The organism is Erythrobacter mangrovi (assembly GCF_013260645.1).
Taxonomy (GTDB): domain Bacteria; phylum Pseudomonadota; class Alphaproteobacteria; order Sphingomonadales; family Sphingomonadaceae; genus Qipengyuania; species Qipengyuania mangrovi.
Genome location: NZ_CP053921.1, coordinates 2,329,006 through 2,355,465 on the forward strand (window position 1 = coordinate 2,329,006; position 26,460 = coordinate 2,355,465).

Consider the following 26,460-nt stretch of genomic DNA (forward strand, 5'->3'; position numbering starts at 1 on the left):
TGGCCGCCCTTCCCCTTGCGTGTTAGCCTTGCCGCGAGGGAGAGAGGCATGGCCACACAGCTCGACAAGAGCCGGCTCGACACGGGCACGCTCGATATTCATCCGATGACCCCCGCGATCGGCGCGGAAATCCTCAACATCGATCTTGGCGTACCTGACATTGCCGACCGTGTGCCCGAAATCCGCGCCGCCCTGCTGAAGTACGGGGTGATCTTCTTTCGCGACCAGAACCTGACGCAGGAACAGCACATTGCCTTTGCGCGGCACTTCGGCGAACTCGAGATCCATCCGGCGACGCCCAGGGACCAGCCAAATCCCGAAGTGCTGCGGATCGCGCATGGGCCCGATAGCCGAGGGCAGGAGAACAACTGGCATTCGGACGTCACCTGGCGCGAATGCCCATCGCTCGGCTCGATCCTCTATGCGCGCGAAGTCCCGCCTGTCGGCGGCGACACGCTGTTCGCCAATATGCACCTGGCCTACGAGCGCCTGTCGGAGCAGATGCAGCGCTTCTGCGAAGGCCTGACCGCGGTGCACGACATCGCCCGCGTCTTCGCCCGCCGCCTCGGCAAGGCGCCCGAGGAACTGCATGCGAAATACCCGCCGATGCATCATCCGGTGATCCGCACGCACCCGGAGACGGGCGAACGCGCGATCTATGTCAATGTCGGCTTCACCAGCCATATCGAGGGCTTGAGCGACAAGGAGAGCCGCTGGCTGCTCGACCATCTCTATGCCACGGCGATGGACGTCGAGATCCAGTGTCGCTTCCGCTGGCGGGAGAATTCGATCGCCTTCTGGGACAATCGCGTGTGCCAGCACCTCGCCGTTTCGGACTATTTCCCCGCACGACGGGTAATGGAGCGAGTCACCATCGCGGGAGATCGGCCTTACTTGGAAGGCTAAAGCACTGCATTCAGCCGCAAGATCGGCAAGATCCGCCATCGTCTCATAGCGTGTTTTGCGCGGCATTCTTCTTGTCATATACCGGTAAGATTCCGCTAGTGCTTCTGCGAAAAAAGTCGTAATTCACTGCCAAATTGGTGGGGGGTGACTGCGATGAAACAAGGCGCGGGAACTGTTCTTCTGGTCGCCGGATTGGTCATCACTTCATGCGGAGGAGGCGACTCTTCCTCGCCCCCATCCGGTGGTAGTCCGCCACCGCCGGTTTCATCGCCATCGCCACCACCTTCTCCGCCGCCTCCTTCTATATCCTACCTGAAGTTCGACGAACTGACCGGCGACCAACAGTTCCTGGCCGGTTGCGGCAATCTGTTCGGTACGGGCGGCAATACGTCCTCGGAAGGTTTGGGCACCTATCCGGGCAATCCGGAGGCCACGGCCCACAATTATAGCGCCTCGCTCAGCTCATGGGAGATCAAGGGATTCGCCCGTGATGATTCGAACGGACCGGAATACACTTATACCTTCGGCCCGGCTGAGGAAGATGCCACGTCGACCGACATCTTTCGCATCTATCGCAAAACCCTGAACGGCTTCGTCAACGAGTTCACGATAACGAAGCGCGCACTTGGGGCAATGGCCGGCCAATATGTGCGCCAGACACGACTGGTCGCAAAGCCGGGCACCAATGTAATCGATATCCATTGCGTTATCGGGGTGCCGACCGTGAGGGACGACTCGCTTCCAGGCGTAATTTCCTATCCGGATCAGGCGATCTCAGGAACCGCCATCAGTTCCAGTGGGACTCGCTACGATCTCGGTACCAGTACAGCGACATTCAATTACCAACTGGGGATGGAACAATTCTCCTACACCATCCATCTGATTGGTCGCGAAGTGACCTCGTCAGGCATCAGCTCCACCTCGATTGATCTCGGGAATTATGGCGCCAATGGTTTTATCATTCCGCCAGACAAGACGTTCAGTGCGCCGCTGAATTCGAGTAGCGGACCTGCTGGAACCATGGGCGGCGGCTTCTTCGGACCGCAAGGCGTGGAAATGGGGTACGGCTTCTCAGGCAGCGGGTCCGCCTCGGGAATCTCATTCCAGTTCGGCGGAACGGTCGTGGGCCGAAGATAGCGTGCGAATTCGGACGATTCCCTAGCGTACTTTGCGCTCGCCTTGCGGCGCGCTAATCCTCTTCGCAAACGCGTGGAGAGAATGAATGAGCGGTAATCCGGAAATGAGCTTTGCAGATGTGGTGCGCGGGCGTCGTTCGATCCGCGGCTATCTCGACAAACCGGTGCCGCGCGCGTTGATCGAGGAAATCCTGGAGATCGCAATGCGCGCGCCCTCCTCGATGAACACCCAGCCGTGGAACTTCCACGTCATCACCGGCGAACCGCTCGACCGGATCCGCAAGGGCAATACCGAGAACATCCTCGCGGGCGTCCCCGACAGCCGCGAATTCCGCCGTGGCAGCGCCTTCGAAGGCGTCCATCGCGAGCGGCAGATCCATGTCGCCAAACAGCTGTTCGGTGCGATGGGCATCGAACGCGACGACAAGGAGCGGCGGCAGGATTGGGTGCTGCGCGGCTTCCGCCAGTTCGACGCTCCGGTCTGCGTGATCATCACCTACGACCGCGTCCTCGACGACGGGGACGACAGCAAGTTCGACTGCGGGGCGGTGACGACCGCGCTGGTCAACGCGGCATGGAGCCGCGGGCTCGGCTGCGTTATCAATTCACAGGGCATCATGCAAAGTCCTGTGGTGCGCGAACATGCCGGAATCCCGGACGACCAGGTGATCATGAAGGCGGTCGCCCTGGGTTGGCCCGACGAGACATTCCCCGCCAACGCCGTGGTCAGCACGCGCAAGAGCGTGGAGGAAGCGGCGCGCTTCGTCGGTTTCTCCGACTGACCCTTATCCCCCGGCCAGCATGGCGACTTGCTGACGCACCAGCGGCAGCTGGTCATTGCCGAAATACATGTGTTCGCCGCCGACGAAGATCGTCGGCGAACCGAACGCACCGCGCGCGATCGCTTCCTCGGTATTGGCGCGCAGCCGGTCCTTGATCGGCTGGCTCGATGCGCGATCACCAAGAGTGGTGCCGTCAAAGCCCGCCTCATCCGCCACTGCCACCAGCACGGCGGGATCGTCGAGATTGCGGGCGTCGGTGAAATAGGCGTCGAACGCCGCATGGGCGAAGCGTTCCAGGGCTTCCTGGTCGTCTTCCAGCGCGCAGCAGAAGCGCATGGCGTGGACCGATTTCAGCGGATGATATTCGGAAGGGAAGTTCATCCCTACCCCCGCCAGCTGCGCCCATTGCTTGAGCCAGCCGAAGCTGCGCGCAAGCCGCGCCGCATTCTCAGGCTTGCGGCTTTCGTAAACTGCCGGGTTCACGGCGTTGAATACCCCGCCGACCAGGAACGGCCGCCAGGTGATCGCATGGTCGAGGCCAGCGAGCGTCGAGCGGATATTGGCGAAGGCTAGCCGCGTCCATGGGCTCGACAGGTCGAAGAAGAACTCGATGGGAACCGTCATAACAGTTTTGCCTTCCCCGTTCCGAACAGGTTCTTGCGCTCTTCCTCGGACATTTCACCCTGCCGGCGCATGTCGCTGCCCAGCGCCACCCCGCGCCGCAACCCCTCGCGCAGTTTCAGCACATCGTACCAGCGGCGCACATGCGGGAATTCCTCCAAGGGGATGCCCTGCGCCTTCCACGTGCGCACCCAGGGGAAACAGGCCATGTCGGCCACGGTGTAGTCGGGCCCGGCGATATATTCCTGTTGCGCCAATTGCCGGTCCATCACGCCATAGACACGCAGCGCCTCGCGGTGGAAACGCTCGATCGCGTAAGGCAGTTTCTCCTCGGCATAGAGGTGGAAATGGCCATGCTGGCCCAGCGTCGGGCCGAGGTGGCCCACCTGCCAGAACAACCACTCCCGCACGCGTGAAATGCCGCGCAGGTCGGTCGGCAGGAACTGGCCCGACTTCTCCGCCAGGTAGAGCAAGACGGCACCCGATTCGAACACTGTCACCGGCTCGCCGCCATCAGCAGGCGCATGATCGATGATCGCCGGAATGCGCCCATTGGGGTTGATCGCGAGATATTCCTCGCTGTGCTGATCGCCCGCCGCAAGGTTCACCCAATGCGGCTCGTAAGGCAGCCCGCACTCCTCGAGCATGATCGCGACCTTCCACCCATTGGGTGCGGGGGCGGTGTAGAAGTGGATCATGTTTGCGGCGTCTCCCTATTCCTGCTGCGAGCATCGGCAGCCGCACTGTGCGATGCAAGCGTTAACTCTCCCCTGCGAGCGCACGGCAGCACTTGAGGCTCATCGCGTCCAATAGTCGCCTCACCCCATTAGGGTTGCTTGTTGAACCGGAATTAAGGCCAATGCCGCAGATGACCTCATCAAGCCGCATGTGCGGTTTGGGGTCATCTTTTTGGGAAGGAAGGTCGCAATGAACAAGACAACTATGGCTGCATTGGCAGCAAGTCTGGCACTGATCGGTCATACGGTCAGCGCACAGGACGCCGACACGACACCGGATCCAGCCGTCGAACCAACGGAAGAGGCAGGCAACGGCGCGATCGTGACGCGTAGTGCGATCACCGAAGACCGCGAAGTGCTCGACGAGAATGGTGAACCCGTTCTGGATGAGAATGGCAGTCCCGTTGTCGAGACGGTGACCACTGGCTTCACTCAGACCGTCGAGACACCATCGGGCAACGTTCATACGCTGACCAAGCTGGACGGCCAGCGAGCCGTAGTGACCCATGAGCGCGCTGAACGCCCGGAAAAGGCAGAGAAAGCGGAACGGCCGGAACGACCCGAGAAACCCGAGAAGCCCGAGCGGCCGGAAAAGCCAGAAAAGCCGGAACGTCCTGAGAAGCCCGAACGCGGCAACTAGGATAGAACGCAATTGGGGCCCCGCCCTGCTCCATCGCGGAGTGGCGGGGCCTGTCGTTTTCAAGGGAGTTCTTCGATGACCAGGCTTGCGATTATCGCCTTGCCGCTTTTCCTGCTCGGGACGCCGGGAATTGCTGCTGCCCAGGACTATGTCCAGGTGGCCGCAGGCGTTGACTATTCTTCGGGCGACTATGGCGAGACCGAGGATACCGATTTCCTCGCTCTCCCACTGACGCTCAAGGTGAAGCGAGGCGACTTCGACATTCGCGTCACCCTGCCGTACCTGGATGTCACCGGACCGGCGAATGTCATCCCCGGCGATGGTGGCGTGCCCGGCGGAAACGGCGGAGAGATCGCCTCACGTTCCGGCATTGGCGATGTCGTTCTTGCCGCGACCTATTCGCTCGCAATCGGCGACGCGACATGGTTCGACACCACGGGAAAGGTCAAGTTCCCGACCGCTTCGACCAGCAAGGCGCTGGGAACCGGCACGACCGATTTCACCGTCGAAGGCGAGCTGCTGCATTCATTCGGCGCCTTGAGTGCGGCCGTTCGCGGCGGTCGCCGCTTCAATGGTAGCAGCGACACCTATCCGCTCCAGGATGTGTGGCTGGCCGGTGGTGGCCTGTACCTGGCACTGGGAGACACGACTCTGGGGCTCGACTACGATTGGCGAGATGGCTCTCTGCCAACTTCGCCCAATCGCAGCGAGATCACCGGCTCGGTGACGCACAAGCTGAACGATCGGCTGCGGCTACAGGGGTATGCTTATTCCGGGCTGGCGGATGGCAGCCCCGATATCGGCGGTGGGGCTCAGATCCTCTACCGCTTCGGCATGTAACAAAGAAAAGGCCCGGATCACACGATCCGGGCCTTTCAATCTGTCAATAGAGGAGCGCGTTTAACGCAGGCTCACCACATTGTCCGCTTCCGGACGCGTGCGGCTGCCGTCGTATAGGCTCGCCATCGGCTCGTCGGTCACGATGATGCGTTCCGCGGCGCCGAAGCCGTTGAAGTCGGTCTTCATCGCCGCGCCATAGGCGCCAAGCATGCCGATCTCGAAATAGTCGCCGGCCTGGATATCCTCGGGCAGCGGGAACGGGCCCTGCATATAGTCCGCATCGTCACAGGTCGGGCCGTAGAAGGAGAAATCCATCTCCGGCTTGATCAGGTCGTCCTCAAGCGCGCGGACCGGGAACTTCCAGTCCACGTGTGCGGCATCGAACAGCGCGCCATAGGCGCCATCGTTGATATAGAGTTCCTCGCCCCGGCGCTTCTCGACCTTGACGATCAGCGACGAGTATTCGGCGCACAGTGCACGGCCCGGTTCGCACCACAACTCGGCGTTGTAGGCGATCGGCAGGGCTTCGAACTGGCGGTGGATGATGGTGAAGAAATCCTCCAGCGGCGGAGGCTCCATCCCCGGATAGACGCTGGGGAAGCCGCCGCCGACGTCGATCATGTCGATCACCACCGATGCTTCAGCGATCGCCGCGCGCACGCGCTCCAGCGCCTGGACATAGGCGAAGGGGGTCATCGCCTGGCTACCCACGTGGAAGCACACTCCCAGCCAGTCGGCATGCTGGCGGGTCTGCTGCAGCAGCTGCGGCGCCTCGGTCAGGTCGCAACCGAACTTGCTGGCGAGCGAGAGCTCGGAATATTCGCTGCTGACGCGCAGGCGCACGCACAGCCGCAGGTCCTGCGCGGCTTCGCCATCTTCACCACGGGTCGCCTCGACGATCTTCTCCAGCTCTTCGACCGAATCGAGGCTGAAGGTACGCACGCCATGCTGGTGGTAGGCTTCACGAATCGCGCTGGGCGCCTTTACCGGGTGCATGAAGCACAGCACCGCGCCGGGCAGCACCGATCGCACCATGCGCACTTCGGCGATCGAGGCGACATCGTAGTGGGTGATCCCGTTGTCCCACAGGATCTGCACCAGATCCGGCGACGGATTCGCCTTCACCGCATAGAGCGACTTGCCCGGAAACTTCTCAACGAAGAATCGAGCGGCGCGCGCGGCGGCGTGCGGGCGATTGAGAATGATCGGTTCGTCCGGCCGGAGGGCGCGAACTACAGACCGTGCGTCAGGAAAATGCTGCAACTCAAGGGACCCCCTAAACAGTCCTTGCGGACCATGAAACGACAAGCTGCCTTGCGGTTAGGAAGTCCCCTTGGGGCAGCGGGAGCGCGGCGTATAAAACCTGCATCATGAAACGCAAGTGAATATGCGCGACAAATGCGCAAGGTCGGCACGGGGTGCGGCGGGTCCTGGCTGCGGTGGATTGCGCCCTAGCCGCGCAGTCCCCGGCCGGTGGTACCGCGCGAGAGCGACGCCTGCGCACCGACATTGAGGAAGGGATCGCCACCCCGCGCCGCGCTGGTCGGGCCAGAGTCGCGATAGATGCGCGCCTTGATCGCATCGTCACCGATGGGATCGAGCGGTTGCGGCTGCAGGTCGGGCAGCTCGGCATAGGTGGCATCGTCCCGCGCGGCATCGCCGCTGAGATCGCCAACTCGTTCAACCAGCAAGGGAAATGCAGCCGGCGTCCGTGCCGGATCGAGCGCGGCGAGCATGATAATACCATCGAGCACCATCGCCCGTGGCAACGTTACGCCCTTGCACAGCACGGTCACTGGCGAGCGGCCGATGCGGTCGAACAGGTAGACCACGATATTGCCCGCGAAGGGAAACAGGTGCCCGGCGAAGTCGAGGCCAGAGCCCGACATGCGCACCTCGATCAGGCCCGAGGGGATACGCCGGATCATCCCGTAATCGTGAAACAGTTCGCCCGGCATCAGCAGCGATGGCCGCGCGGTGCGCCAGAAGCCTTCATAGGCGGCACCGCGCGAATCGATTTCCTGCGCAGCGGCCTCGCGGAATTCGCCGAGAATCGGCTCTGCCGGCGAAACGTCCGGCTGGGTCGGCGCCTCCAGCGCGAACTTGCGCGCCAGCTCTTCCGCGGGGACATACCAGTCGGCCAGACGAAAGCCTGGTAGCCGTTCTTCCATTAAGTGACTGAGACGCGACAGGTTGTGCTCGCTCGGGTGAACCGTGCCTGCCAGCCAGCGGCCGACCAGCGACTTGTCCACCCCCAGCGCCTGCGCCAGCGCGACGCGGCTCAGCGATGCTGCCTTGAGCACCATGTCGAGCTTGATCGGCAGGTCGCGTGCCGTGTCCATTGCCGTGGATTACTCCTGTGCACCGGATTTGCAACTCGGTGCATCGCGCTGCGCAGCCCGATGCATCTCACCGAATGTGCGGCGATCGCGGACATCACCCTCACCCGCCAACCATGGCGGCTTCAACAGGGAGAAGTTCGATGCAAAATCGCCCATATATCGCCTGCCTTGTGGCCCTCTCGGTCATGGCTGCAGGCTGTTCCACCCGCCCGCGCAATTTCTCGGCCAATATCAGCGCGCCGGTCGCCGACCGGATGGCATTCGAGAACGACTATCGAACCTGCGAGAAACTCGTCCGCGCAGGCCATTCGTCAAACTTCAAGGGCGCTGCGGCCACTCTTGCGACCACCGGCGTCGCGACCGTCGGGGCGGGTGCGGCCATGATGTCGACCGGGCTTGGTGGTGTGAATATCGCCACCGGCGCGGCATCGACCAGCCTCGCCGCCGTACCGGTGATCGGCATCCTAGCCGGCTTCGGGGTATCCCGCGCCATCCGCGGCGGCAAGGAACGCAAGTACAAGCGCGCAATGGGCAACTGCTTGGCCGAATACGGCTATCCGGTCGGAACCTGGACCAAGCTCAAGAAGCGTGACGATGCTGCAGCATTCGCCAGCGCCAATGCCAACGTTGTCCCGCAACCCGCGTCAGCATCGGCGGCCGAAGAGCTCACAGCCTCCACCGACGAGGCGGCGACGCAGGTCGCTGTCATCGATCCGGCAGCCTTCTGAGACTCTCGACAGGAAGGAATTCCCCATGAGCAAGCAAGCGACCCTGCCCTCTGCCGATCTGGGATCCACAGGACCCGGCGGCGTGAAACGAGGGAAATCGGCCTTCATCCAGATTGCCAAGAAGGCCCGTCCCTTCTTCAACCGGCTGATGGAGCCCCATTCGCTGGTCGGGAACCAGCCGATCACCGACCCCAATGCCTTTCCATGGTTCAAGGTACTCGAAGAGGCATTCCCCGCAATCCAGGCCGAAGCCGACCGGATTCTGCTCCTTCGCAAGACGATTCCGCCTTTCCGCGATTTTGCACCGGGCCATGAGAAGATCGCTCCCAATGAGGACGACTGGCGGTCGTTCTTCTTCTGGGGCTATGGCTACCCGATTGAGGGCAACATTGCGCGCTGTCCTGATACAGCCGCAGCGGTCGCCAAGATACCCGGTCTGGTCAGCGCGCTCTACTCCGTGGTCTCGCCGGGTGCGCATATCCGGCGCCACAGGGGCGTGACCAAGGCGATCATGACGCTCCACCTGTGCCTCAGGGCCCCGACCGAAGCGGAGAAGTGCCGAATGGACGCGGATGGCCTCGTAGAGGTGTTCCGCGAGGGTCGTGCCTTCGTGCTCGACGACACATTTCCGCACGAAGTGTGGAATGATTCCGACGAAACGCGCGTCAACCTGCTGGTCCAGTTCCGCAGGCCGATGCGGCAACCCGGAATGGCGATTGCGTCACTGGTCGTGTGGTTCGTGCGGCACTCTTCCTTTGTGCAGCGTGCTCGCAAGAACCTCGACTATTGGGAGGAGGCATTTGCTGCAGCGGAGCGAGCCTAGCTCAGCCGGTCGCGGAAGGTTTCGTAACCGAACTCACGGACCAGCTCGAGCTGGTCCGTGTCGCTGTCCCACAGGTAGATCGAGGGTAGCTGGACCCCATTGAAAGTGTTGGTCTTGACCATAGAGTAGTGCGCCTGGTCGAGGAAGGCGAAGCGCGTGCCGACCTCGACATCACCGGGGAAGCGATAGTCGCCGATCACATCGCCCGCGAGGCACGAAGGCCCACCGATCCGTACTGGCTCGATGCTCTCGTCCTGCGCCTCGCCGAGCATGGCGGGACGATAGGGTGCCTCGATCACGTCGGGCATGTGGCAGGTGGCCGAGATATCCGACACCGCCAGCGGCATGCCGTTCCACCCGGTGTCGAGCACGGTGCCGACGAGGATACCCGCATCGAGCGCCACCGCTTCGCCGGGCTCGAGATAGATCTCGGCGCCCGTGTCTTCCTTGGCATCCTTGAGGAACTCGATCAGTTCCTCACGCTGGTAATCGGCACGGGTAATGTGGTGACCGCCGCCCATGTTGATCCACTTGAGCTGGCCGAAATAGGGTTCGAGCGCATCGAACACGACATCCCAGGTCGCATGGAGCGGATCGAAATCCTGCTCGCACAGGTTGTGGAAGTGGATGCCGTCGACCTGCTCCATGATCTCGGGCGTCAACTGGTCGATCGGGAAGCCTAGACGGCTGCCGGGGCTCGACGGGTCATAGCGCGGCACTTCTCCTTGCGGGCTCAGCGGGTTGATGCGCAGGCCCACGTCGAAATTCTGCCCTGCGGCGCGCGCCGCCTCGAGGATCAGCGATGCACGCTCAAGCTGGCCCGGCGAATTGAAGATCACATGATCCGACAGGCGGCAGACCTCTTCCAGCTCCTCGGGCTTGTAGGCGGCCGAATAGGTCGCGATCTCGCCATCGTAGAACTCGCTCGCCAGCCGCGCTTCCCACAGGCCGGAAGTGCACACGCCATCGAGATATTCGCCGATGATCGGCGCGGTCGACCACATGGAGAAAGCCTTGAGCGCGGCGAGTACCTTGATCCCTGCCGCATCGCGGATGTCCGCCAGCACCTGGCAATTGGCGCGCAGCTTGGCCGCATCCACCACGAAAGCGGGTGAGGTGACGCGCGAAAGGTCGAATTGGGCGAAGGCACCCGGATCGCCGGCTCTGGTTTCCATCTCTGTTCTATTCTCCGGTCTTGGCGGCGACGAGCGCATCGATCTGGCGGGCTATCGAACGGCGCACAGCGGCCACCTGTTCGGAACCGATATCGGACCAGCCCATGATCGCCTTCGACACGCGCCGGCCGTTGGTGAAGGCGATTAGATTGGAGATCAGCATCAAGGCTTCAAGGCGCGAGTCCTCTCCGGGCCGGTGCTCGCCGCGTGCGGCACTGATCAGCCGCGCTGCAAGCTCAGTCCCCGGTTGCCACAGGTTCTCGTATAGGATCGCGAAGGCCGCACCCGGCGCGTTCATCTCCCGCGCGACAAATCCGGCCCAGATCGCAGCCTCTTCGTTGAGGACGAGCGTCTCGACGAGCGCGTCCATGAGCTGGTGCAGCCGGGCAAGAGCCTCGACCGGTTCGATCGGCGCACCGTCGGCCAGCAAGGCGATCGCTGCTGCCGATGCCGGGGCAGTCCCGGCAGCGAACCGCTCGACGATGGCGCGGGCGCATTCGACATAGAGCCCGTCTTTCGACCCGAAATGATAGTTCAGCGCCGGTTGGTTGACGCCTGCCGCGGCAGCGATCGCCCGGGTGCTGGCCCCCTCAAGCCCATGCTCGCCAAAGGCCACGATCGCCGCATCGAGGATCGTGCGGCGCGTCTCGGCGCTCTTGGCATAGGCGCCGCGGCTGGCGGGTTCGGTCTGGGCCATGCGCGGCCCATAGGACAAGCCGCGACCAAGCTCCATAGGCTCCCCCGCGCCGGTCAGACCGACGGTTTGTACTTGCTCGCGTCGGTGATGAAGTCGGCATGGCCGTAGGTCTCGAGCAACTCGGCAAGCTTGCGAACCAGCCGATGATCGGCCCATTCGCGGGTGGGCGGCAGCGCGGCGAGCAACTTGAACCAGCGAATGCGCCCGTGGACGAAAGCGAGCGCGGCAAGCGCGGCGATCTTGTCCACCGCGCTCATGGTCACGCCCACGCTGGCGGCCAGCTTGCGGTCGCCGCCCATGAAATGCTCGATGAAGAAGAGCTTGGAAAAGCCGCCTTCCATCCACCGCTTGACGCCCGCCAGCGCTCCGCCGCCTTGCGTCATTTCGGCCGCCATCGTCGCGCGCAGCAGGGAACCGCAGGTCTCGGGATCGAACTCGGCACGCAGGGTGGCCTGGCGCGTCAGCCATAGCTTCTCGATCCCGCGCGGAGTGTCGCTCAGCAGATCCTCGGGCAGGCCGAGGAGGAAACAGCGATAGCGGGCGAGCTCGACCTTGGCGCGCTCTTCGGGCGTAAAGGTCTCGCGTCCGCTGTCGAGCACCTCGCGCGCCATCAGGTAGGTGCCGATCAGCCCCGCGGGCATCTGGTCGACCTGCGGGATCGGAACGCCATAGGTGCCGACGTCCCATTTACCGCTGCGCATGATGTTGGCGCGCACCATCGAGTGCATCAGCCGCACCTTGGCAGCCGCCTTGAAGCCCGCACCGTCGCGCCGCAGAGCGCCGGGCATCAGGGAGGAGGTGAAGAAGCTGCCCGTCTCGTAGGCGCGGCGCGCGGCGGTGTTGTTCGAGAGCGTGCCGGTCAGCGCCATCGGCAGCGCGCTGTACTTGTTCATGAAGGTCGCGATGAAGGCCCCGCGCAGCACGAAGGGCGTCAGGTGGACGTGGGCATTGCGCTCCTGCCGTGCACCCTGCTCCACCAATTCCATGTCGAGCCAATCGGGCTTGGCTTCCATCGCGGCGATGAAGGCGCGCAGTTCGGCGGGTGCATCCGCGACCGCTTCGATCCCCTGCTCGCAGGCCAGGTCGAGCATGTCGACGAGGCGGCGAAAGCCATACTCGGGCATCAGCGCGGCATAGGCATCGGCGGTGCGGTCACCGGTCATCGTATAGGCGCGGATAAGCTCCAGGCATTCGGCATCGGCAAGCAGTTCGGCCCGCCGCGACGCGAAGCGCGCAGGCATCTCGACCTTGTCGCCAAGGTCGGTCGAAAATCTCTCGGGCATGCGCGAGAAATCGATCGAGCCGTAGATCGCCGGGATCGCCTCGCGCTGTGCAAGCACCGAACCAGGAAGCGCGGTTTCCCGGGGATCAACAAGCCTATCATCGTCCGTTTCGAGCGCGTGGGTTGCCATCACAGGCTCCTTTCGCGCTCGAAATTATATCGAGTGATATATTTGTCAAGCTCAGCCGAGCACCTACTCCGCCTTGGGTTTTGGCTTGGCGAAAGGGTAGGTCCGGTGGAACGCGTTCAGGTCTTGCAGGTAGCTGGGATATGACGTTCCGAAGGCAAAATCGGAATTGTCGCCGTAGAGTACCAGCACGCCTTCGAGAGGCTCGGTCCCGGTATTGACGATCTTGTGCTTCACGAACTGGGCAACGAAGACGCTCGTGCCCTGCTCCAACTGCACCGGCCCGTCATCCGAATAGAGCGTTCCCTGACCGGAAGTCACCACGAAGAGGTTCGGCATCTGCCCGAACTCGAGCCGCGGGTCGTCGTTGACCACTTCCTCCGGGCCGATGCTGAAATAGAGGATGCGAAAGCCCTTCATCATATGCAGCGCGGTCGCCTGCGCACCATGCGTTTCGAGCGAGGTGTCGCGCCCGAAGCGAGTCACCTCGGGCTTGCCCTTGGTGAAGAAGTGCGAGAGCGCGAGATAGAGGTCCGCCTCATCACCCGAGTTGGAAGTAAAGCCAGGCATGTCGCGGGTCTCGACCCCAACCTTGTCGCTGCCGAAGCTCTGCATGGCGGCCGTGCCCGCATTGACCTTGCCTGCGGCGATGAGCTCGAGCACGTCGAGATCGGCGATCTCGAAATACCAGGTTGGCGTGATCGGCATCCCACGGGTCAGGGCCACCGAATGCGGACCGAAAGCATGGTCGACCAGGCGGCCTCGCGGCGTCGCGGTTTCCTTGCGCTCGACCGCAACGGTCCACCATGCATCGCCCAGCTTGATCCCGAAATTGGCGTCGATCGCCATCGGATCGTTGCGATAGTCGGCCGCAAAAGCCTGAAGGATTTCATCGACCCTGGCCTCTTCGGAGGCAGAGATCGTGGTCACAGCATCCCTCTGGTTGTTTTGCGCGAAGGCAGTGCTGGAAAAGGCAAGGGCGGCGAGGCCTGCGAGGAGCGGCATTCTGGGACGCATGTCAGTAACTCCTATCGGTGTGATAGGTATGTAATACACATCGACATATTTTAAGCAAGCGCTTAATTTTTTTGCAGGGCGTGCTCCATAATCGTAGAGAGGCCGTCGGCGAATTCGTCGAGGGTCGGGGTACTAACGCCCACATCGACCTCGTGCATCACGCGCTCGCGCACCGGGGTAGCGACGAGGAACAGGATCAGCGGACCGACAATGGCGAGATGCACGACCTGCGGGTCCCAATCGCGCGCAGGCGAGCCTTCGGGCAGCGCCGCCAGCACCCCACGGGTCAAAGCCATCATTCCCAGCAGGGTCCGCGAGGTTTGCGGGTTGAGCATCCGCTCGGGATCCATGTACTCGCGCAACAGCATCGGTACGAAATGCGGGGTTGAACCGATCGCGCGGGCGAAGGTGCGGACCAGCGCACGGATAGGCCGATCATCGTCGATTCCCTGCGCTGCAATCACCCTCGCGCGCTCCACCGCATCTTCGAGCAAGGCATCGTAGAGCCCGCCCTTGCTGCCGAAGTGGTAGGCCACCAACGCCTGGTTGCAATCGGCGGCCTCCGCGATGTCGCGAACCCCGGTCTGGGCATAGCCGCGCGTGGCGAACAGCTGCGCGCCCGCCCCCATGATCGCAGCACGCGTGTCGAGTGTGCGTTGCTGGGTTTTCTTGGACTGGGTCCTGCGCGTAGCCATGCGCGCGAGCGTAGCAGCGCCGCGCAGGACGCAACAGCCCGCTAGCGTGTTGGGGGAATGCTGAAACGCACGACACGCCTGCCCGGCACATCGGTGAGGTAGACCTTGCCGTCGGGGCCGATCGCGAGGTCATGGCCGAGGCTGACACCATTGCCCGGAAGCCCGACGTCGAAGGATCGCTCGATGCTCCCGTCGACAGCATAGATGCGCACGATCGCGCCGTTGAGGTCAGCCCCATCGCGGCCTTCGACCGCCAGCAGGCGCCCGTTGCCAAGCGGCTTGAGACTATAGGTGTGATTGCCCGCTGGCGAGACGCGGCTCTCGACCAGCTCGCGGTCGAGCGAATAGATTTGGATCCGCCCATTCTCTCGGTCGGCGACGTAGATGCGGTTCTCATCCACCGCAATGGCGTGGGCGACGTTGAAGTCGCCCCAATCCCTGATGAAGTGCCCTTCGCGATCGAACTCGGCAACGCGCGTGTTCACATAGCCATCGGCCACCAACACCCTATCGCCAAGGAAGGCAACGTCTGCAGGTCGACCGAAATGACTCGCGTCCTGCCTGGTCACCCCGCGCTCGCCAATGGCGAGTTCCTGCTGGCCATCATGGCTGAAGCGGAACACCTGCTCATGCGCGACATCGGTGATCCAGACCTTGTCCTCGGCATCGATCGAAATGCCATGCGGCATGATGAATTGACCCGCACCCCAGCGGTCAATCAGTTCGCCTTCGGGCGAAAACACGAAAACGGTGGGGTCCGCGATGGGATCGGTCGGGAACGGCTCTTCCCACACACGCCCGGCGCGGTGGAGCACGAAGATGTTGCCAGCACTGTCGACATCGACCGCGCTGACTTCGCCGAATTTCGCATCCGCGGGGATCGTCGGCCAGCCGGCATCGACCGTGCCCTTGGGAACCTCTTCCCGCGGAGGCACAGCTTGGCAGGCAGCGAGACCCAACAACAAGGCAGGGGCCAGGCGCAAACGGACCATCAAGCGCATTCCAGCCACTCCTCCAACAATTCCGCGAAACGCGACGGATCGACTTCGGGCAACATGTGATCCGATTGGTCCACAATCTGCAAGCGCGCAGTTGGAACGGCCTTCGCCAAACCGCGTGAAGGCACGGCAAACACCGGGCGCGTCTCCGATCCCATCGCCACGGTCAGCGGCAGCACCAGACTTGCCACATCTTCAGCACTGATAGGCGTTGGCGGCTGACCTCCCCCCATCAACAATGGCATCATGCCACAGCTGGCAAGATAGATCTCCTGGCGGTCCGAAGCCAGACTGACCCAGCAACCTTCGCCGCCCGAGCTGTCGAACAGCGCAGCCACGGCGGCTTCATTGCCGTCCGCCTGTAATGCGGCCGCAATCGGTCCAAATGCCGCACCTGCATCCTCCTCGAATGCCCGCAATTCACCCTGATCGGTGACGTAGGTCGGCAATCCGGGCTCGTAGAGATAGAGGCGTGCGAACAGGTCAGGCCGCCGCAGCGCCGCTAGCAAGAGCGGATGGCTGGAATAGGACCATGCAACGGCATCCACCGGCGGCGTCATTGCATTATCAACATACGCGACAATGTCGTCCGCATGACGTTCGGTTCCGAAAGCCTCGCCACCCTCAGGCACCTCTTGCGTCCCGAAGAAGGACAGCGTGATTGCGTGGACACGCTCAGCACAGGGCAGCCGGTCGAGAACCGGCGCCCACTGGCCAGCGTGCCCCGGGGCACCATGAAGGAGCAAAACCTCCCGCACTGGTTCAGAAGTTTACCGGCCCGTCCAGTTCCTCGACCGTCCACGGCAGGCCGTGCTTGTTGAGCATGTCCATGAACGGATCGGGATCCATTTCTTCGACGTTGAACACGCCGTCGCCCTTCCACAGGCCCTGCACCACCATGGCGCTGCCGATCATCGCGGGGACGCCGGTGGTATAGGAAACCGCCTGGTTGCCGGTCTCTTCATAGGCCGCTTCATGCGAACAGATATTCTTGATGTAGAAGGTCTTTTCGCCCGACCCATCGAGCGCTTCGCCGGTCGCAATGCAGCCGATATTGGTGTTACCCTTGGTCGTCTCGCCCAGCGTTTCGGGCTTGGGTAGTACGGCGGCGAGGAACTGCAGCGGGATGATTTCCTTGCCCTTGTACTTGATCGGCTCGATCGAGGTCATGCCGACGTTCTGCAGCACGGTGAGGTGCTTGATGTACTCGTCACCGAAGGTCATCCAGAAGCGTGCACGCTCCATCTCGGGGTTGAACTTCGCGAGGCTCTCGAGCTCCTCGTGGTACATCATGTACATGTTCTTGGGACCGACGCCCTCGAAGTCGAATTCGACCTTCCTGGCCATCGCCGGGGTCTCGACGAACTCGCCGTTCTCCCAATGCCGCGCGGGCGCGGTCACTTCGCGAATATTGATCTCGGGGTTGAAGTTGGTGGCGAAAGCCTGGCCGTGGTCGCCGCCATTGCAATCGAGGATGTCGAGCGTGCGGATGGTCTTCAGCTTGTGCTTCTTGAGCCACATGGTGAAGACGCTGGTGACACCCGGGTCGAAGCCCGACCCCAGCAGCGCCATGATGCCCGCTTGCTTGAAACGGTCGTGATAGGCCCACTGCCAGCTATATTCGAACTTGGCCTCGTCCTTTGGTTCGTAATTGGCAGTGTCGAGGTAATCGACGCCCGCCGCGAGGCAGGCATCCATGATTGGCAGGTCCTGGTATGGCAGCGCAAGGTTCACCACCAGGCTGGGCTGGACCTTCTTGATCAGATTGACCATCGCCGGGACTTCCTCGGCGTCGATCTCATAGGTCGCAACGTCGACGCCGGTGCGCTGCTTCACGCTGGCGGCGATCGTATCGCATTTGGACTTGGTACGGCTGGCAAGGTGGATATCGCTGAAGATATCGGCGTTCATCGCCATCTTGTGCACGCATACCGAACTGACGCCGCCGGCACCGATCACGAGGACTGTCGACATAGGGGTTTCTCCGAAATTCGAATCTTGGCAGGTCCCCTAGCGAAATGCGCGAAGGTCGCCAATCGATCCGAGAATGCCGTTTCCTAACCAAGCTGCTTGGGGCAAGGACGCGGCATGTGCCCATTGCCGACCACACCCGTAGCAATCGTTCGGCAGCCCGGACGCAGCGACCCGATTTCTTTCGGCAGAACCCTGTTCCACCTGTTCCATCCCGCAGGACCCCCCAGAGAGTAATCCAACTATGATCCAACAACGCATGCCTACCCGTGAAGGTGTACTCGAAGCGACAGCCAAGATCGCGGAGGTTGTTCCACCTACTCCACTGCTCCCCATCGAAATCCGTGACGTTAAGTGCTGGGTAAAGGCCGAGATGTTGCAGCCGGTCGGAGCGTTCAAGGTCCGCGGTGCCTGGCATAGGTTGTCCGCGCTTACCGAAGAGGAGCGCAAGCGTGGCGTGGTCGCCGCATCCTCGGGCAACCACGCCCAGGGGGTGGCATGGGCAGCCAAGAAGCTAGGCACTCCTGCTGTCATCGTCATGCCGCACAACGCACCGCAGGTTAAGCTTGACGCGACCCGATCTCACGGCGCCGAAGTGGTGCTTTATCAACGCCCTGGCGAAGATCGCGATGAACTAGCATCAAGGCTCGTCGCAGAGCGCGATGCGGTGCTGGTCCATGCCTTCAGCGATCCTTGGGTGATCGAAGGTCAAGGCAGCGCGGGCATCGAGGCCGAAGCACAGCTAGGCCGCACCCCCACGCGCTTCATCGTCTGCTGCGGCGGCGGAGGGCTCACTGCAGGTCTCTCGCTTGCCTGCCCGGAAAGTGCGATCCACCTTGTCGAGCCGGTTGGCTGGGACATGGTCGGCCAAGCGTTGGCGACGGGCGAAATCGTACGGGCGGCCGCTGATGCGCCCAAGACCATCTGCGACGCCCTGCAACCTGACGCCACGAAGCCACTCAACCTTGCCATCTTGAAGGATCGCGCCGAACCCGGCGTGGCCGTGACCGATGACGAGGTTCTTGCCGCACAACGCTTCGCCTTTTCCAAGCTACGGCTGGTGGTCGAACCGGGTGGCGCAGCGGCGCTGGCGGCGGCGCTGGCGGGCAAGGTACCGTTGGACGAGGGCACCGTGATCATGATGACCGGGGGCAATGTCGACCCGCGGGCCTATGCCGCGACGATTGCCGACGCCTAGCAAGCATTTGACAATCCCCGGAACCAGCCGCAGTTTCGGCGCAAAGGGTCAACAGGGAGAGACCTCATGCAAGCCCAGATGCTCGCGCCGGCGGCGGTCCTCGTCGCTTGGTCGCTCGTAATGCTGTTCTGGATGGCCGGGACCCGCCTTCCGGCGATGAAGAAGGCCGGGATTACCATGGACGGCGAGCCCGGCGGACGTGGACAGGATTTGGAGGGCCGGATCGATTCCAGGGTCAACTGGAAGGCGCATAATTACGCTCACCTGATGGAGCAGCCGACGATCTTCTATCCGGCCGTGGTGATCCTCGCACTCATGGGGCCGGCACAGTGGGATGTGCTGCTGGCCTGGACCTATGTCGGACTGCGCATCGTGCACTCGATTTATCAGGCCACCACCAACAAGGTGAACACGCGCTTCCTGATCTTCCTGTTGGCGACCCTGGTGCTCACCGCGCTCGCCATACGGGCGGTGATGGTAACCCTCTTTGCTTATCCAGGAGTTCTCGCATGATCGAATCGTCAATCCTCCAGCCGGTCGTCACCCTTGCAGGTTGGACCATGGTCATGTGGTGGTGGATGTACATCACCCGCATTCCGGCCATGTCGAAGGCGGGCATCGATGGCGCCAAGATGGTCGGGTCGACCGGCGCGAGTCTGCGGGGACAACTGCCCGATTCAGTCAGCTGGAAGGCCGACAATTACAACCACCTGCACGAAGCGCCGACAGTGTTCTACGCAGTCGCGCTGGTGCTCGCGGTGACCGGCCAGGGCGATGGTCTCAACGCGCTGCTGGCGTGGATCTACGTCGGGTTGCGTATCGTGCATTCACTGGTGCAAGCGACCGCCAACCGCGTGCTCGTGCGTTTCGTGCTGTTCGCGCTGTCGAGCCTGGTGCTGATGGCCTTGGTGCTGCACGCCGCCATCTTCGTCTTCAACTGGAGCTAAGGCGTTTGGCCCCCGCTACGGCGGGGGCCACACCAGACTACTCCGCGGCTTCGTGCTCGCGCGTTTCGAGCGTGGCGAGGAAGCGTTCTGCATCGAGCGCGGCCATGCAGCCCGTTCCCGCAGCGGTGACTGCCTGACGATAGGTGTGATCCATCACGTCGCCTGCGGCAAAGACCCCGGGGATCGCGGTCTTGGGCGTACCGGGCTCGACCACCAGGTAGCCGCTCGCATCGAGTTCGAGCTTGCCCTTGAACAGTTCGGTCGCGGGTGCGTGACCGATCGCGACAAAGGCGCCGTCGGTCTCGATCGTGCTATCCTCGCCCGTCACGGTGTCGCGTAGCTTGAGGTGACCGAGCGCGCCGGTCGGACCGGCTTCGAAGCTCTCGACCGCCTTGTTCCACAGGACCCTGATTTTGGGGTTCTTGAACAGCCGTTCCTGCAGGATGCGTTCCGCACGCAGTTCGTCGCGGCGGTGGATCAGCGTCACGTCGTCCGAATGGTTGGTGAGATAGAGCGCTTCCTCGACCGCGGTATTGCCGCCGCCGATCACCACGACCTTCTTGCCGCGGTAGAAGAAGCCATCGCAGGTTGCGCAGGCCGAGACGCCCTTGCCGCCCAGTTCCTGTTCGCCGGGCACACCCAACCACTTCGCCTGCGCCCCGGTGGCGATGACAATGACATCGGCGATATATTCGTCACCGCCGTCACCAACCGCACGGAACGGCGAGCGATTGGCAAGATCGACATCGACGATCGTGTCCCACATCATCCGCGTGCCGACATGTTCGGCCTGCTTCTGCATCTGCTCCATCAGCCAGGGGCCCTGGATGACATCGGCGAATCCGGGGTAGTTCTCGACATCGGTCGTGATGGTCAGCTGGCCACCGGGCTGCAGCCCCTGCACCACGATGGGCTCCATCATCGCGCGCGCGCCGTAGATTGCGGCGGAAAAGCCCGCCGGGCCCGAGCCGATAATAAGCATTTTGGTACGATGGGTTGCCATGCGTCGAGTCTCCTTGCGCCGGGGAAATAGGGTCGGGGGGCGGCGATTGCCAGCCGCATAAAAATCGATTTCAACAATCGACCGGCTCACAACCAGTCCCACAGGTTGCGACCATCTGCGAAAAGGGGCGACGAACCGAAGTCCGCCGCCCCTTGCGTGTTCCAGTACGGCTTGAAGTTTACTTCTTTGCCGCAGCTTTCTTGGCCGGTGCCTTCTTGGCGGCCGGCTTCTTCTCACCCTCGTCCTTTGCGGCGGCTTTCTTGGCAGGAGCCTTCTTTGCCGCAGGCTTTTCAGCGGCTTCCTTCTTCGCCGAGGCCTTCTTGGCTGCAGGCTTCTTGGTCGCAGGCTTCTTGGCCGGCTTGGCGTCGACAACCGCATCTTCTTCGGCTTCGATCGCGGCTTCGAGTTCCTCGCGCGTCACTTCACGGTCGGTGATCTCGGCCTTGTCGAACAGGAAATCGACGACCTTGTCTTCATACAGCGGCGCGCGCAGCTGCGCGGCAGCCATCGGCTCGCTGCGGACGTAGTCGACGAAACGCTGGCGGTCTTCCGCGCGATATTGCTGGGCAGCCTGCTGGATCAGCATCTGCATTTCATTGGCGGTAACTTCGACGCCATTCTTCTGGCCGATTTCCGACAGCAGCAAGCCAAGGCGGACGCGGCGCTCGGCGATGCGACGATAGTCTTCCTTCTCGTCTTCCATTTCCTTGAGCATCGCAGCCGAATCCTCCGCACGGGCGGCTTCCTGCTGGAGCTGGGCCCAGATCTGGTCGAACTCGGCATCGACCATGCCCTGCGGCACGGCAAAGTCATGACCGGCAGCGAGCTTGTCGAGCAGCTGGCGCTTCATCTGCGTACGAGTCAGGCCGGCAGTTTCCTGCTCCAGCTGGCCACGCAGCAGTTCCTTGAGCTTGTCGAGGCTTTCGAGGCCGAGATTCTTGGCGAACTCGTCATCGGCCTTGGTTTCGGTCTCGATCTTCACCTGCTGGACCTTGATCGCGAACTGCGCATCCTTGCCGGCCAGGTGTTCGGCCGGATAATCGGCCGGGAAAGTCACGGTGATGGTCTTCTCATCGCCGGTCTTCACGCCGGTGAGCTGCTCTTCGAACCCGGGGATGAACTGGCCCGAACCGATCACCAGCGGGGTGTTTTCGGCCTTGCCGCCTTCGAACTCAACGCCGTCGATGCTTCCGACGAAGTCGATGATCAGCTGGTCGCCATCCGCGGCCTTCTTCGTCTTCGGCGCGTCCTTATAGCTCTTGTTGCCTTCCGCGATGCGGCTGACCGCTTCCATGACCTGCTCGTCGGTGACGGGCACCATCAGGCGTTCAAGCTTGAGGCCTTCGATTTCCGGCGCGTCGACTTCGGGGAGCACTTCGAGCTCGACCGTCAGGCTGGCGTCCTTGCCTTCTTCATAGCCCTCGCCGAATTCGACCTTGGGCTGCATCGCCGGACGCAGCTTGTTTTCGGCCATCACCTTGTCGACCGATTCGCGGATCATGTCGTTGACCGTCTGCGCGTGCAGCTGTTCGCCGTGCATCTTGCGCACCAGGTTCGCGGGCACCTTGCCGGGGCGGAAGCCGGGCATCTTTACCTGCGGGGCGATCTTCTTCACTTCGCTGTCGATGCGCGCGTCGATATCCTTGGCCGCGATGGTGACGGCATAGGCGCGCTTCAGGCCCTCGTTGGCGGTCTCTTTGATCTGCATTGGTTGAAACTCGTGACTTTCCAAAAGCGATAATGGCGAGGGTTCCGCTTGCAGCGGCGGCACTGGTGCGGGCGAAGGGACTCGAACCCCCACATCTTTCGATACTGGTACCTAAAACCAGCGCGTCTACCAGTTCCGCCACGCCCGCAAACCCGAGTGAAGCTGCGCGAGAGGAGCCAGTCCTTCGCGTGTAGGCGCGTGCCTCTAGTAGGATGCGACGGATAGCGCAAGCGCGGCGGCGGTCCGCACGCCCAATTGATCTTGCCGCGCGGCGCGGCGCGGATTAGGGGCGCGGTCCATGACCGATCAGACCAAGACCGACACTCCGCCCGACCGCCTGTCCGTGCACCCGAAGAGCGCGCATTTCGACGTAGAGGTGCTGAAGCGAGGTGTGGGCATCCGCTTCAAGGGCAAGCAGCGCACCGATATCGAGGAATACTCGATCTCCGAAGGCTGGGTGCGGGTGCAGGCCGGCAAGACCATGGACCGCCACGGCAACCCGCTGACACTCAAGCTCAACGGCCCGGTCGAGGCGTGGTTCGAGGACCTCGGCGAAGACGCGCCCGTCGCAAAGGCTGGCTGATTACTGGAATTTCGCGAACGCGCTGAGGAAGCGTGTCGATGGTTCTTCGCGCGCCGGTACGGTTTGGACAGGGGTGCGAGGTCCCTGAGCAAGCGGGGCCTGCTTCTGCACTGCACGATCGGTGTAGATGAACCCGTCGACGGGCCAGGCAGTGCTACCAACCTTGCCGAGCGGAGCATACCAAACCTGCACCTGGCTCCAGTCATTGGTAGGTGAGACGTCCACCGCCAGCACGTCCTTCTCCACCTGTCCGCGCCGTCCGTTGACCGGCGACCAGTTGGCATGGTCGAGCAGGACCCGGCGCGAATCGATCACTTTGCTGACCGCGGCGACATGGCCGGATTGCATGTTGCGATAGGGGCGGAACGTCATCACCGCCCCTACGCGCGGCTTGTGGCCGGTCGCATAGCGGCCTTGGGCCTGTTCCCACCAAGTGCTGGCTTCGCCGAATAGTTCGATGCCGGTGACCTGCCGGGCATAGGGTGCGCATTGCAGGTAAGGCTCGAGTTCCTGCCCTTCCCCACCGCGTGCCATGCCGGCAGAGGCAAGCTCCACGGCTTCGTCGGCCAAGGCAGGTGACGCTGTGGCAAGCAGGGCAACGAGGGCAATCAGCTTCCTCATGCCAAAGGTAAGTAGGGCGTTAACCTTACTAAATGGTTGCGACGAGCGATGCACCCCGAAGCCGCGATTCGCGGTGCCGCTTGCATTGCGCGCGGCGAAGCGCCACTTGGCGCGCCATAATGCGCGCATCCTCCACCAAACCGACCGTGATCATCATCGGTCGCCCCAACGTCGGCAAGTCGACGCTTTTCAACCGATTGGTCGGAAAGCGGCTGGCGCTGGTCGACGACCAGCCCGGCGTGACGCGCGACCGGCGCTTCGGCGATGCCGAAATTGCCGGGATGGAGTTCCAGGTGGTCGATACCGCCGGCTGGGAAGACGACGATCCCGAGAGCCTGCCCGGCCGCATGCGCAAGCAGACCGAGGTAAGCCTCGAGGGTGCCGATGCGGCCATGTTCGTGTTCGATTCGCGAGTAGGCTTGACCCCGCTCGACGAGGAAATCGCCCGCTGGCTGCGGCAGCAGAAAGTCCCCGTGGTGCTGGTGGCGAACAAAGCCGAGGGCAAGCAGGGCGATGCCGGGATCTACGAAAGTTTCTCGCTCGGCTTCGGTGAACCGGTTGCCCTTTCGGCCGAGCATGGCGAAGGCGTGGCCGATTTGTTCGACCATTTGTGGCCGATCATCGGCGCCAAAGCCGAGGCGACCGAAGACGACGACGATACCTTGATAGGCGAAGACGAGGATGCCCCCGCCGGTCCGCTGAAGCTTGCCATTGTCGGCCGTCCGAATGCCGGCAAGTCTACCCTCATCAATCGCCTGCTGGGCGAAGATCGCCTGCTGACTGGTCCCGAAGCCGGCATCACCCGCGATTCGATCGCGATCGACTGGGAATGGACCGACCCCAGAACCGGCGAGGAGCGCGAGGTCCGGCTGATCGACACCGCCGGCATGCGCAAGCGCGCACAGGTGGTGGAGAAGCTGGAAAAGCTCTCTGTCGCCGACGCGCGTCGCGCAATCGACTTTGCCGAAGTCGTCGTCCTGATGCTCGATGCCACCCGTGGCCTGGAACACCAGGACCTCAAGATCGCCAGCATGGTGCTCGAGGAAGGGCGTGCGTTGATGATCGCCATCAACAAATGGGACATTGCCGAAGACGCCAGCGCGCTGTTCAACGGCATCCGCGCCGCACTCGACGAAGGCCTGGCGCAGGTGCGCGGCCTCCCGCTGATCGCGGTCAGCGCGAAAACCGGCAAGGGCCTCGACCAGCTGCTCTGCGCCGCATTCGACCTGCGCGAAGCATGGAGCCGCCGCGTTCCCACAGCCGCGCTCAACCGTTGGTTCGACGATGCGCTGGAAGCCAACCCGCCGCCCGCGCCCAAGGGCAAGCGGATCAAGCTGCGGTATATCACCCAGGCAAGCACCCGTCCCCCGCGCTTCGTGGTCTTCGGGACGCGGCTCGACATGCTGCCGAAGAGCTATGAGCGCTATCTGGTGAACGGCATTCGCTCCAAGCTTGGTTTCGAGGCGGTGCCGGTGCGCGTCGTGCTCAAGAGCCCGAAGAACCCATTCCAGAAGGACTGAGCACTGTGCTGCTCGAATTCCTTGCCGCGACGCCGGCGATAGACCTGCTCGAGCGAACCAGCTCGACCGCACAGGTGCAGCATGTCGTCCAGCTCAGCCTGGCCCCTGCCTTCCTGCTCGCCGCAATCGGCGCGGTGATGAATGTCATGACCAATCGGTTGATCTGGGTCGCCAACAAGATCGAAAAGATCGTTGCCGCCGACGAAGAGGGCCGCGCGGGCATTCTGCTCGAAGAACTTCCCGCTTTGGAGAAGCGCCGGGTCTATGCCCAGCGCGCAGTCATGCTCAGCACAGCTGCCGCGCTAACGATCAGCATCGTCATCGTGCTGCTATTCGTCAGCGCTTTCGTGCGCACCCCATTGGGCACGCTGGTCGCCTTGGCATGGATCGTGACGATGAGTTTCCTCGTCGCCGGACTTGCCTCCTTCCTCATGGAAACCCGCACCGCCGCGAAGCGCAATCTCGAACGGATGAGGCGGAGAAAAGCGCGATAGCGAGACGATACCCTTCGTGGTTCGCGAGCGCGGATTTCTGAGCCGAAGATGCAAGCGGCGGGGTATCAACCCCGCCGTTACACGTTTCAGCAAGCTTTCTGACTATTTGCCGGTCAGGATGACCTCACGCAGCAAGTAAGTGCCCTGGATCTTGCGGATCTTGTTGTAGAGATCGATCACCGTCGTGTTGGATTGATCGAGATTGGCTTTCCCGTACGCGTCGAGGAAGGCCATGTATCTTGCCTTGTTCGGCGCAATCATCTCGTCGCTCGGAAAGACCACAACCAGCACCAGGTTGACCGAATTGTCGCCGTAGGGGACGCTGTAGATCCCGTAGTCCTTGATATGGCCCAGCTTTTTCTGCGCCTCATTGGCTGCCACCCAGGTGCTCTTCAGCCCTTCAAGGTAGGTCTCGAACTGCCCCTCGTCGACTTTGACGAAGGTCATCTCGACCACCTCTTTCGATGGTTCGTAGTCCTTGTAGAGTTCCATTTCGGCTGCGGCAGGTACTGCCATGGCAAGAGCCGCAGCAACGACGGATCCCCCGATCGCTTTCTTGATGACGTTCATCGTTCTTCCTCCAAACTTCGTGGGTGGTGCGACCCTGCGAATTGGAAGTCGTGCGAACCGTATTCTTGGAAGGCGCGTTTGATTGCCTTTGTTCTGAGAACGCTCCCTTTTCAGACAGTGGACCTTCGGTGGGATAGTGTCAAATGACCTGCCTGGCGTGGCTGCCAGGGTAGCGGCTCAGCTGGACCCCCAGTGCGCCGCCGGCGAGATCATTGTGACGAACGAGATCGCACCTCCGATCCCAATAATCGAGCAGATCAGCCGAAAATGGATCGCGAGGCGAAGCTGCGCCCCTTAGA

Annotated in this window: 29 protein-coding genes and 1 tRNA gene; 13 read left to right on the forward strand and 17 right to left on the reverse strand. The window is 62.5% G+C overall.

Annotated elements, in window-relative coordinates:
• Positions 1 to 48 precede the first annotated feature (48 nt).
• From HQR01_RS11810 to HQR01_RS11820, 3 genes are all read left to right on the forward strand, one after another.
• Positions 49 to 906 carry a TauD/TfdA dioxygenase family protein gene (locus tag HQR01_RS11810; RefSeq protein WP_173215057.1) on the forward strand — a complete coding sequence of 286 codons (858 nt, stop codon included), beginning with the start codon at positions 49 to 51 and terminating at the stop codon, positions 904 to 906.
• 153 nt (positions 907 to 1,059) lie between these two features.
• Complete coding sequence (locus HQR01_RS11815) at positions 1,060 to 2,043, forward strand: hypothetical protein (RefSeq protein WP_173215058.1); 984 nt, start codon at positions 1,060 to 1,062, stop codon at positions 2,041 to 2,043.
• Between the two features lie 85 nt (positions 2,044 to 2,128).
• Entirely contained in the window at positions 2,129 to 2,824 is a 696-nt protein-coding gene (locus HQR01_RS11820; RefSeq protein WP_199800332.1) for a nitroreductase, read from the forward strand.
• Positions 2,825 to 2,827: 3 nt separating this feature from the next.
• Here the strand turns inward: HQR01_RS11820 and HQR01_RS11825 are convergent, their stop codons facing one another.
• Both HQR01_RS11825 and HQR01_RS11830 read right to left on the reverse strand, forming a co-directional pair.
• Entirely contained in the window at positions 2,828 to 3,448 is a 621-nt protein-coding gene (locus HQR01_RS11825; RefSeq protein WP_173215059.1) for a 2-hydroxychromene-2-carboxylate isomerase, read from the reverse strand.
• On the reverse strand, positions 3,445 to 4,143 hold the full coding sequence (locus tag HQR01_RS11830) for a glutathione S-transferase N-terminal domain-containing protein (RefSeq protein ID WP_173215060.1): 699 nt from the start codon (positions 4,141 to 4,143) through the stop codon (positions 3,445 to 3,447). The genes HQR01_RS11825 and HQR01_RS11830 overlap by 4 nt, the downstream gene beginning before the upstream one ends.
• A 229-nt stretch (positions 4,144 to 4,372) precedes the next feature.
• Between HQR01_RS11830 and HQR01_RS11835 the strand changes: the two genes are divergently transcribed.
• Both HQR01_RS11835 and HQR01_RS11840 read left to right on the forward strand, forming a co-directional pair.
• On the forward strand, positions 4,373 to 4,822 hold the full coding sequence (locus HQR01_RS11835) for a hypothetical protein (protein WP_173215061.1): 450 nt from the start codon (positions 4,373 to 4,375) through the stop codon (positions 4,820 to 4,822).
• A gap of 75 nt (positions 4,823 to 4,897) precedes the next feature.
• The gene (locus HQR01_RS11840; RefSeq protein ID WP_173215062.1) at positions 4,898 to 5,662 is read left to right on the forward strand and encodes a hypothetical protein; all 765 of its coding nucleotides are present in this window, start codon (positions 4,898 to 4,900) and stop codon (positions 5,660 to 5,662) included.
• Between the two features lie 60 nt (positions 5,663 to 5,722).
• Here the strand turns inward: HQR01_RS11840 and HQR01_RS11845 are convergent, their stop codons facing one another.
• Both HQR01_RS11845 and HQR01_RS11850 read right to left on the reverse strand, forming a co-directional pair.
• Complete coding sequence (locus HQR01_RS11845) at positions 5,723 to 6,925, reverse strand: type III PLP-dependent enzyme (RefSeq protein ID WP_173215063.1); 1,203 nt, start codon at positions 6,923 to 6,925, stop codon at positions 5,723 to 5,725.
• 188 nt (positions 6,926 to 7,113) lie between these two features.
• Positions 7,114 to 8,004, reverse strand: coding sequence for a helix-turn-helix domain-containing protein (locus HQR01_RS11850; RefSeq protein WP_173215064.1), 891 nt, complete (start codon positions 8,002 to 8,004; stop codon positions 7,114 to 7,116).
• Between the two features lie 140 nt (positions 8,005 to 8,144).
• Between HQR01_RS11850 and HQR01_RS11855 the strand changes: the two genes are divergently transcribed.
• Positions 8,145 to 8,732 carry a hypothetical protein gene (locus tag HQR01_RS11855; RefSeq protein ID WP_173215065.1) on the forward strand — a complete coding sequence of 196 codons (588 nt, stop codon included), beginning with the start codon at positions 8,145 to 8,147 and terminating at the stop codon, positions 8,730 to 8,732.
• A 25-nt stretch (positions 8,733 to 8,757) separates the two neighbouring features.
• On the forward strand, positions 8,758 to 9,555 hold the full coding sequence (locus HQR01_RS11860) for an aspartyl/asparaginyl beta-hydroxylase domain-containing protein (RefSeq protein ID WP_173215066.1): 798 nt from the start codon (positions 8,758 to 8,760) through the stop codon (positions 9,553 to 9,555).
• On the opposite strand, the gene HQR01_RS11865 is transcribed toward HQR01_RS11860, so the two are convergent.
• The 8 genes from HQR01_RS11865 to HQR01_RS11900 form a co-directional block, all read right to left on the reverse strand.
• Positions 9,552 to 10,730: a carboxynorspermidine decarboxylase gene (locus tag HQR01_RS11865; protein WP_173215067.1), complete on the reverse strand. Its 1,179-nt coding sequence runs from the start codon at positions 10,728 to 10,730 to the stop codon at positions 9,552 to 9,554. The two genes, HQR01_RS11860 and HQR01_RS11865, sit on opposite strands and share 4 nt — an antisense overlap.
• 7 nt (positions 10,731 to 10,737) lie before the next feature.
• Positions 10,738 to 11,427 (reverse strand): CerR family C-terminal domain-containing protein, encoded by a 690-nt coding sequence (locus HQR01_RS11870; RefSeq protein ID WP_173215068.1) that lies wholly within the window; start codon positions 11,425 to 11,427, stop codon positions 10,738 to 10,740.
• 53 nt (positions 11,428 to 11,480) lie between these two features.
• Positions 11,481 to 12,839, reverse strand: coding sequence for an oxygenase MpaB family protein (locus tag HQR01_RS11875; protein WP_173215069.1), 1,359 nt, complete (start codon positions 12,837 to 12,839; stop codon positions 11,481 to 11,483).
• A 63-nt stretch (positions 12,840 to 12,902) separates the two neighbouring features.
• Positions 12,903 to 13,853: a cupin domain-containing protein gene (locus tag HQR01_RS11880; protein WP_173215070.1), complete on the reverse strand. Its 951-nt coding sequence runs from the start codon at positions 13,851 to 13,853 to the stop codon at positions 12,903 to 12,905.
• 62 nt (positions 13,854 to 13,915) lie between these two features.
• Positions 13,916 to 14,548, reverse strand: coding sequence for a TetR/AcrR family transcriptional regulator (locus HQR01_RS11885; RefSeq protein ID WP_173215071.1), 633 nt, complete (start codon positions 14,546 to 14,548; stop codon positions 13,916 to 13,918).
• Positions 14,549 to 14,589: 41 nt separating this feature from the next.
• The gene (locus HQR01_RS11890; protein WP_234030151.1) at positions 14,590 to 15,549 is read right to left on the reverse strand and encodes a peptidyl-alpha-hydroxyglycine alpha-amidating lyase family protein; all 960 of its coding nucleotides are present in this window, start codon (positions 15,547 to 15,549) and stop codon (positions 14,590 to 14,592) included.
• Positions 15,540 to 16,304, reverse strand: coding sequence for an alpha/beta fold hydrolase (locus tag HQR01_RS11895; protein ID WP_173215072.1), 765 nt, complete (start codon positions 16,302 to 16,304; stop codon positions 15,540 to 15,542). Before HQR01_RS11895 ends, HQR01_RS11890 begins: the two co-directional genes overlap by 10 nt.
• A gap of 4 nt (positions 16,305 to 16,308) precedes the next feature.
• The gene (locus tag HQR01_RS11900) at positions 16,309 to 17,520 is read right to left on the reverse strand and encodes a saccharopine dehydrogenase family protein (RefSeq protein WP_173215073.1); all 1,212 of its coding nucleotides are present in this window, start codon (positions 17,518 to 17,520) and stop codon (positions 16,309 to 16,311) included.
• Positions 17,521 to 17,776: 256 nt separating this feature from the next.
• On the opposite strand from HQR01_RS11900, the gene HQR01_RS11905 reads away from it, so the two are divergent.
• The 3 genes from HQR01_RS11905 to HQR01_RS11915 all read left to right on the forward strand — a co-directional run bounded on the left by HQR01_RS11905 (position 17,777) and on the right by HQR01_RS11915 (position 19,662).
• Positions 17,777 to 18,715, forward strand: a complete 939-nt coding sequence (locus tag HQR01_RS11905; protein WP_407644592.1) for a threonine ammonia-lyase — start codon at positions 17,777 to 17,779, stop codon at positions 18,713 to 18,715.
• Positions 18,716 to 18,781: 66 nt separating this feature from the next.
• Entirely contained in the window at positions 18,782 to 19,228 is a 447-nt protein-coding gene (locus HQR01_RS11910; protein ID WP_173215075.1) for an MAPEG family protein, read from the forward strand.
• The gene (locus HQR01_RS11915; RefSeq protein ID WP_173215076.1) at positions 19,225 to 19,662 is read left to right on the forward strand and encodes an MAPEG family protein; all 438 of its coding nucleotides are present in this window, start codon (positions 19,225 to 19,227) and stop codon (positions 19,660 to 19,662) included. Before HQR01_RS11910 ends, HQR01_RS11915 begins: the two co-directional genes overlap by 4 nt.
• 37 nt (positions 19,663 to 19,699) lie before the next feature.
• On the opposite strand, the gene trxB is transcribed toward HQR01_RS11915, so the two are convergent.
• From trxB to HQR01_RS11930, 3 genes are all read right to left on the reverse strand, one after another.
• The gene (gene trxB, locus HQR01_RS11920) at positions 19,700 to 20,665 is read right to left on the reverse strand and encodes a thioredoxin-disulfide reductase (protein ID WP_173215077.1); all 966 of its coding nucleotides are present in this window, start codon (positions 20,663 to 20,665) and stop codon (positions 19,700 to 19,702) included.
• Positions 20,666 to 20,843: 178 nt separating this feature from the next.
• On the reverse strand, positions 20,844 to 22,373 hold the full coding sequence (gene tig, locus HQR01_RS11925; protein WP_173215078.1) for a trigger factor: 1,530 nt from the start codon (positions 22,371 to 22,373) through the stop codon (positions 20,844 to 20,846).
• A 63-nt stretch (positions 22,374 to 22,436) separates the two neighbouring features.
• Positions 22,437 to 22,521 (reverse strand) — tRNA-Leu (locus tag HQR01_RS11930).
• Positions 22,522 to 22,671: 150 nt separating this feature from the next.
• On the opposite strand from HQR01_RS11930, the gene HQR01_RS11935 reads away from it, so the two are divergent.
• The gene (locus HQR01_RS11935) at positions 22,672 to 22,956 is read left to right on the forward strand and encodes a DUF3297 family protein (RefSeq protein WP_173215079.1); all 285 of its coding nucleotides are present in this window, start codon (positions 22,672 to 22,674) and stop codon (positions 22,954 to 22,956) included.
• Here HQR01_RS11935 and HQR01_RS11940 read toward each other — a convergent pair whose 3' ends face one another.
• The gene (locus tag HQR01_RS11940; RefSeq protein ID WP_407644593.1) at positions 22,957 to 23,577 is read right to left on the reverse strand and encodes a CHAP domain-containing protein; all 621 of its coding nucleotides are present in this window, start codon (positions 23,575 to 23,577) and stop codon (positions 22,957 to 22,959) included.
• Positions 23,578 to 23,696: 119 nt separating this feature from the next.
• Here HQR01_RS11940 and der point away from each other — a divergent pair, with 119 nt between their 5' ends.
• Both der and HQR01_RS11950 read left to right on the forward strand, forming a co-directional pair.
• A complete protein-coding gene (gene der, locus HQR01_RS11945; RefSeq protein WP_173215080.1) occupies positions 23,697 to 25,097 on the forward strand; it encodes a ribosome biogenesis GTPase Der in 1,401 nt (466 codons plus the stop codon).
• A 5-nt stretch (positions 25,098 to 25,102) separates the two neighbouring features.
• Positions 25,103 to 25,591 (forward strand): DUF2721 domain-containing protein, encoded by a 489-nt coding sequence (locus HQR01_RS11950; protein WP_234030152.1) that lies wholly within the window; start codon positions 25,103 to 25,105, stop codon positions 25,589 to 25,591.
• 102 nt (positions 25,592 to 25,693) lie between these two features.
• Here the strand turns inward: HQR01_RS11950 and HQR01_RS11955 are convergent, their stop codons facing one another.
• Positions 25,694 to 26,161: a hypothetical protein gene (locus HQR01_RS11955; protein ID WP_173215081.1), complete on the reverse strand. Its 468-nt coding sequence runs from the start codon at positions 26,159 to 26,161 to the stop codon at positions 25,694 to 25,696.
• Between the last annotated feature and the right edge of the window lie 299 nt (positions 26,162 to 26,460).

What these genes read in the sequence shown, in the direction of transcription:
- HQR01_RS11810 (WP_173215057.1), top strand. Translation starts at nt 49, where the DNA reads ATGGCCACACAGCTCGACAAGAGCCGGCTCGACACGGGCACGCTCGAT.
- HQR01_RS11815 (WP_173215058.1), top strand. Translation starts at nt 1,060, where the DNA reads ATGAAACAAGGCGCGGGAACTGTTCTTCTGGTCGCCGGATTGGTCATC.
- HQR01_RS11820 (WP_199800332.1), top strand. Translation starts at nt 2,129, where the DNA reads ATGAGCGGTAATCCGGAAATGAGCTTTGCAGATGTGGTGCGCGGGCGT.
- HQR01_RS11825 (WP_173215059.1), bottom strand. Translation starts at nt 3,448, where the DNA reads ATGACGGTTCCCATCGAGTTCTTCTTCGACCTGTCGAGCCCATGGACG.
- HQR01_RS11830 (WP_173215060.1), bottom strand. Translation starts at nt 4,143, where the DNA reads ATGATCCACTTCTACACCGCCCCCGCACCCAATGGGTGGAAGGTCGCG.
- HQR01_RS11835 (WP_173215061.1), top strand. Translation starts at nt 4,373, where the DNA reads ATGAACAAGACAACTATGGCTGCATTGGCAGCAAGTCTGGCACTGATC.
- HQR01_RS11840 (WP_173215062.1), top strand. Translation starts at nt 4,898, where the DNA reads ATGACCAGGCTTGCGATTATCGCCTTGCCGCTTTTCCTGCTCGGGACG.
- HQR01_RS11850 (WP_173215064.1), bottom strand. Translation starts at nt 8,004, where the DNA reads ATGGACACGGCACGCGACCTGCCGATCAAGCTCGACATGGTGCTCAAG.
- HQR01_RS11855 (WP_173215065.1), top strand. Translation starts at nt 8,145, where the DNA reads ATGCAAAATCGCCCATATATCGCCTGCCTTGTGGCCCTCTCGGTCATG.
- HQR01_RS11860 (WP_173215066.1), top strand. Translation starts at nt 8,758, where the DNA reads ATGAGCAAGCAAGCGACCCTGCCCTCTGCCGATCTGGGATCCACAGGA.
- HQR01_RS11865 (WP_173215067.1), bottom strand. Translation starts at nt 10,730, where the DNA reads ATGGAAACCAGAGCCGGCGATCCGGGTGCCTTCGCCCAATTCGACCTT.
- HQR01_RS11870 (WP_173215068.1), bottom strand. Translation starts at nt 11,427, where the DNA reads ATGGCCCAGACCGAACCCGCCAGCCGCGGCGCCTATGCCAAGAGCGCC.
- HQR01_RS11875 (WP_173215069.1), bottom strand. Translation starts at nt 12,839, where the DNA reads ATGGCAACCCACGCGCTCGAAACGGACGATGATAGGCTTGTTGATCCC.
- HQR01_RS11880 (WP_173215070.1), bottom strand. Translation starts at nt 13,853, where the DNA reads ATGCGTCCCAGAATGCCGCTCCTCGCAGGCCTCGCCGCCCTTGCCTTT.
- HQR01_RS11885 (WP_173215071.1), bottom strand. Translation starts at nt 14,548, where the DNA reads ATGGCTACGCGCAGGACCCAGTCCAAGAAAACCCAGCAACGCACACTC.
- HQR01_RS11890 (WP_234030151.1), bottom strand. Translation starts at nt 15,549, where the DNA reads ATGCGCTTGATGGTCCGTTTGCGCCTGGCCCCTGCCTTGTTGTTGGGT.
- HQR01_RS11900 (WP_173215073.1), bottom strand. Translation starts at nt 17,520, where the DNA reads ATGTCGACAGTCCTCGTGATCGGTGCCGGCGGCGTCAGTTCGGTATGC.
- HQR01_RS11905 (WP_407644592.1), top strand. Translation starts at nt 17,777, where the DNA reads ATGCCTACCCGTGAAGGTGTACTCGAAGCGACAGCCAAGATCGCGGAG.
- HQR01_RS11910 (WP_173215075.1), top strand. Translation starts at nt 18,782, where the DNA reads ATGCAAGCCCAGATGCTCGCGCCGGCGGCGGTCCTCGTCGCTTGGTCG.
- HQR01_RS11915 (WP_173215076.1), top strand. Translation starts at nt 19,225, where the DNA reads ATGATCGAATCGTCAATCCTCCAGCCGGTCGTCACCCTTGCAGGTTGG.
- trxB (WP_173215077.1), bottom strand. Translation starts at nt 20,665, where the DNA reads ATGGCAACCCATCGTACCAAAATGCTTATTATCGGCTCGGGCCCGGCG.
- tig (WP_173215078.1), bottom strand. Translation starts at nt 22,373, where the DNA reads ATGCAGATCAAAGAGACCGCCAACGAGGGCCTGAAGCGCGCCTATGCC.
- HQR01_RS11935 (WP_173215079.1), top strand. Translation starts at nt 22,672, where the DNA reads ATGACCGATCAGACCAAGACCGACACTCCGCCCGACCGCCTGTCCGTG.
- HQR01_RS11940 (WP_407644593.1), bottom strand. Translation starts at nt 23,577, where the DNA reads ATGAGGAAGCTGATTGCCCTCGTTGCCCTGCTTGCCACAGCGTCACCT.
- der (WP_173215080.1), top strand. Translation starts at nt 23,697, where the DNA reads ATGCGCGCATCCTCCACCAAACCGACCGTGATCATCATCGGTCGCCCC.
- HQR01_RS11955 (WP_173215081.1), bottom strand. Translation starts at nt 26,161, where the DNA reads ATGAACGTCATCAAGAAAGCGATCGGGGGATCCGTCGTTGCTGCGGCT.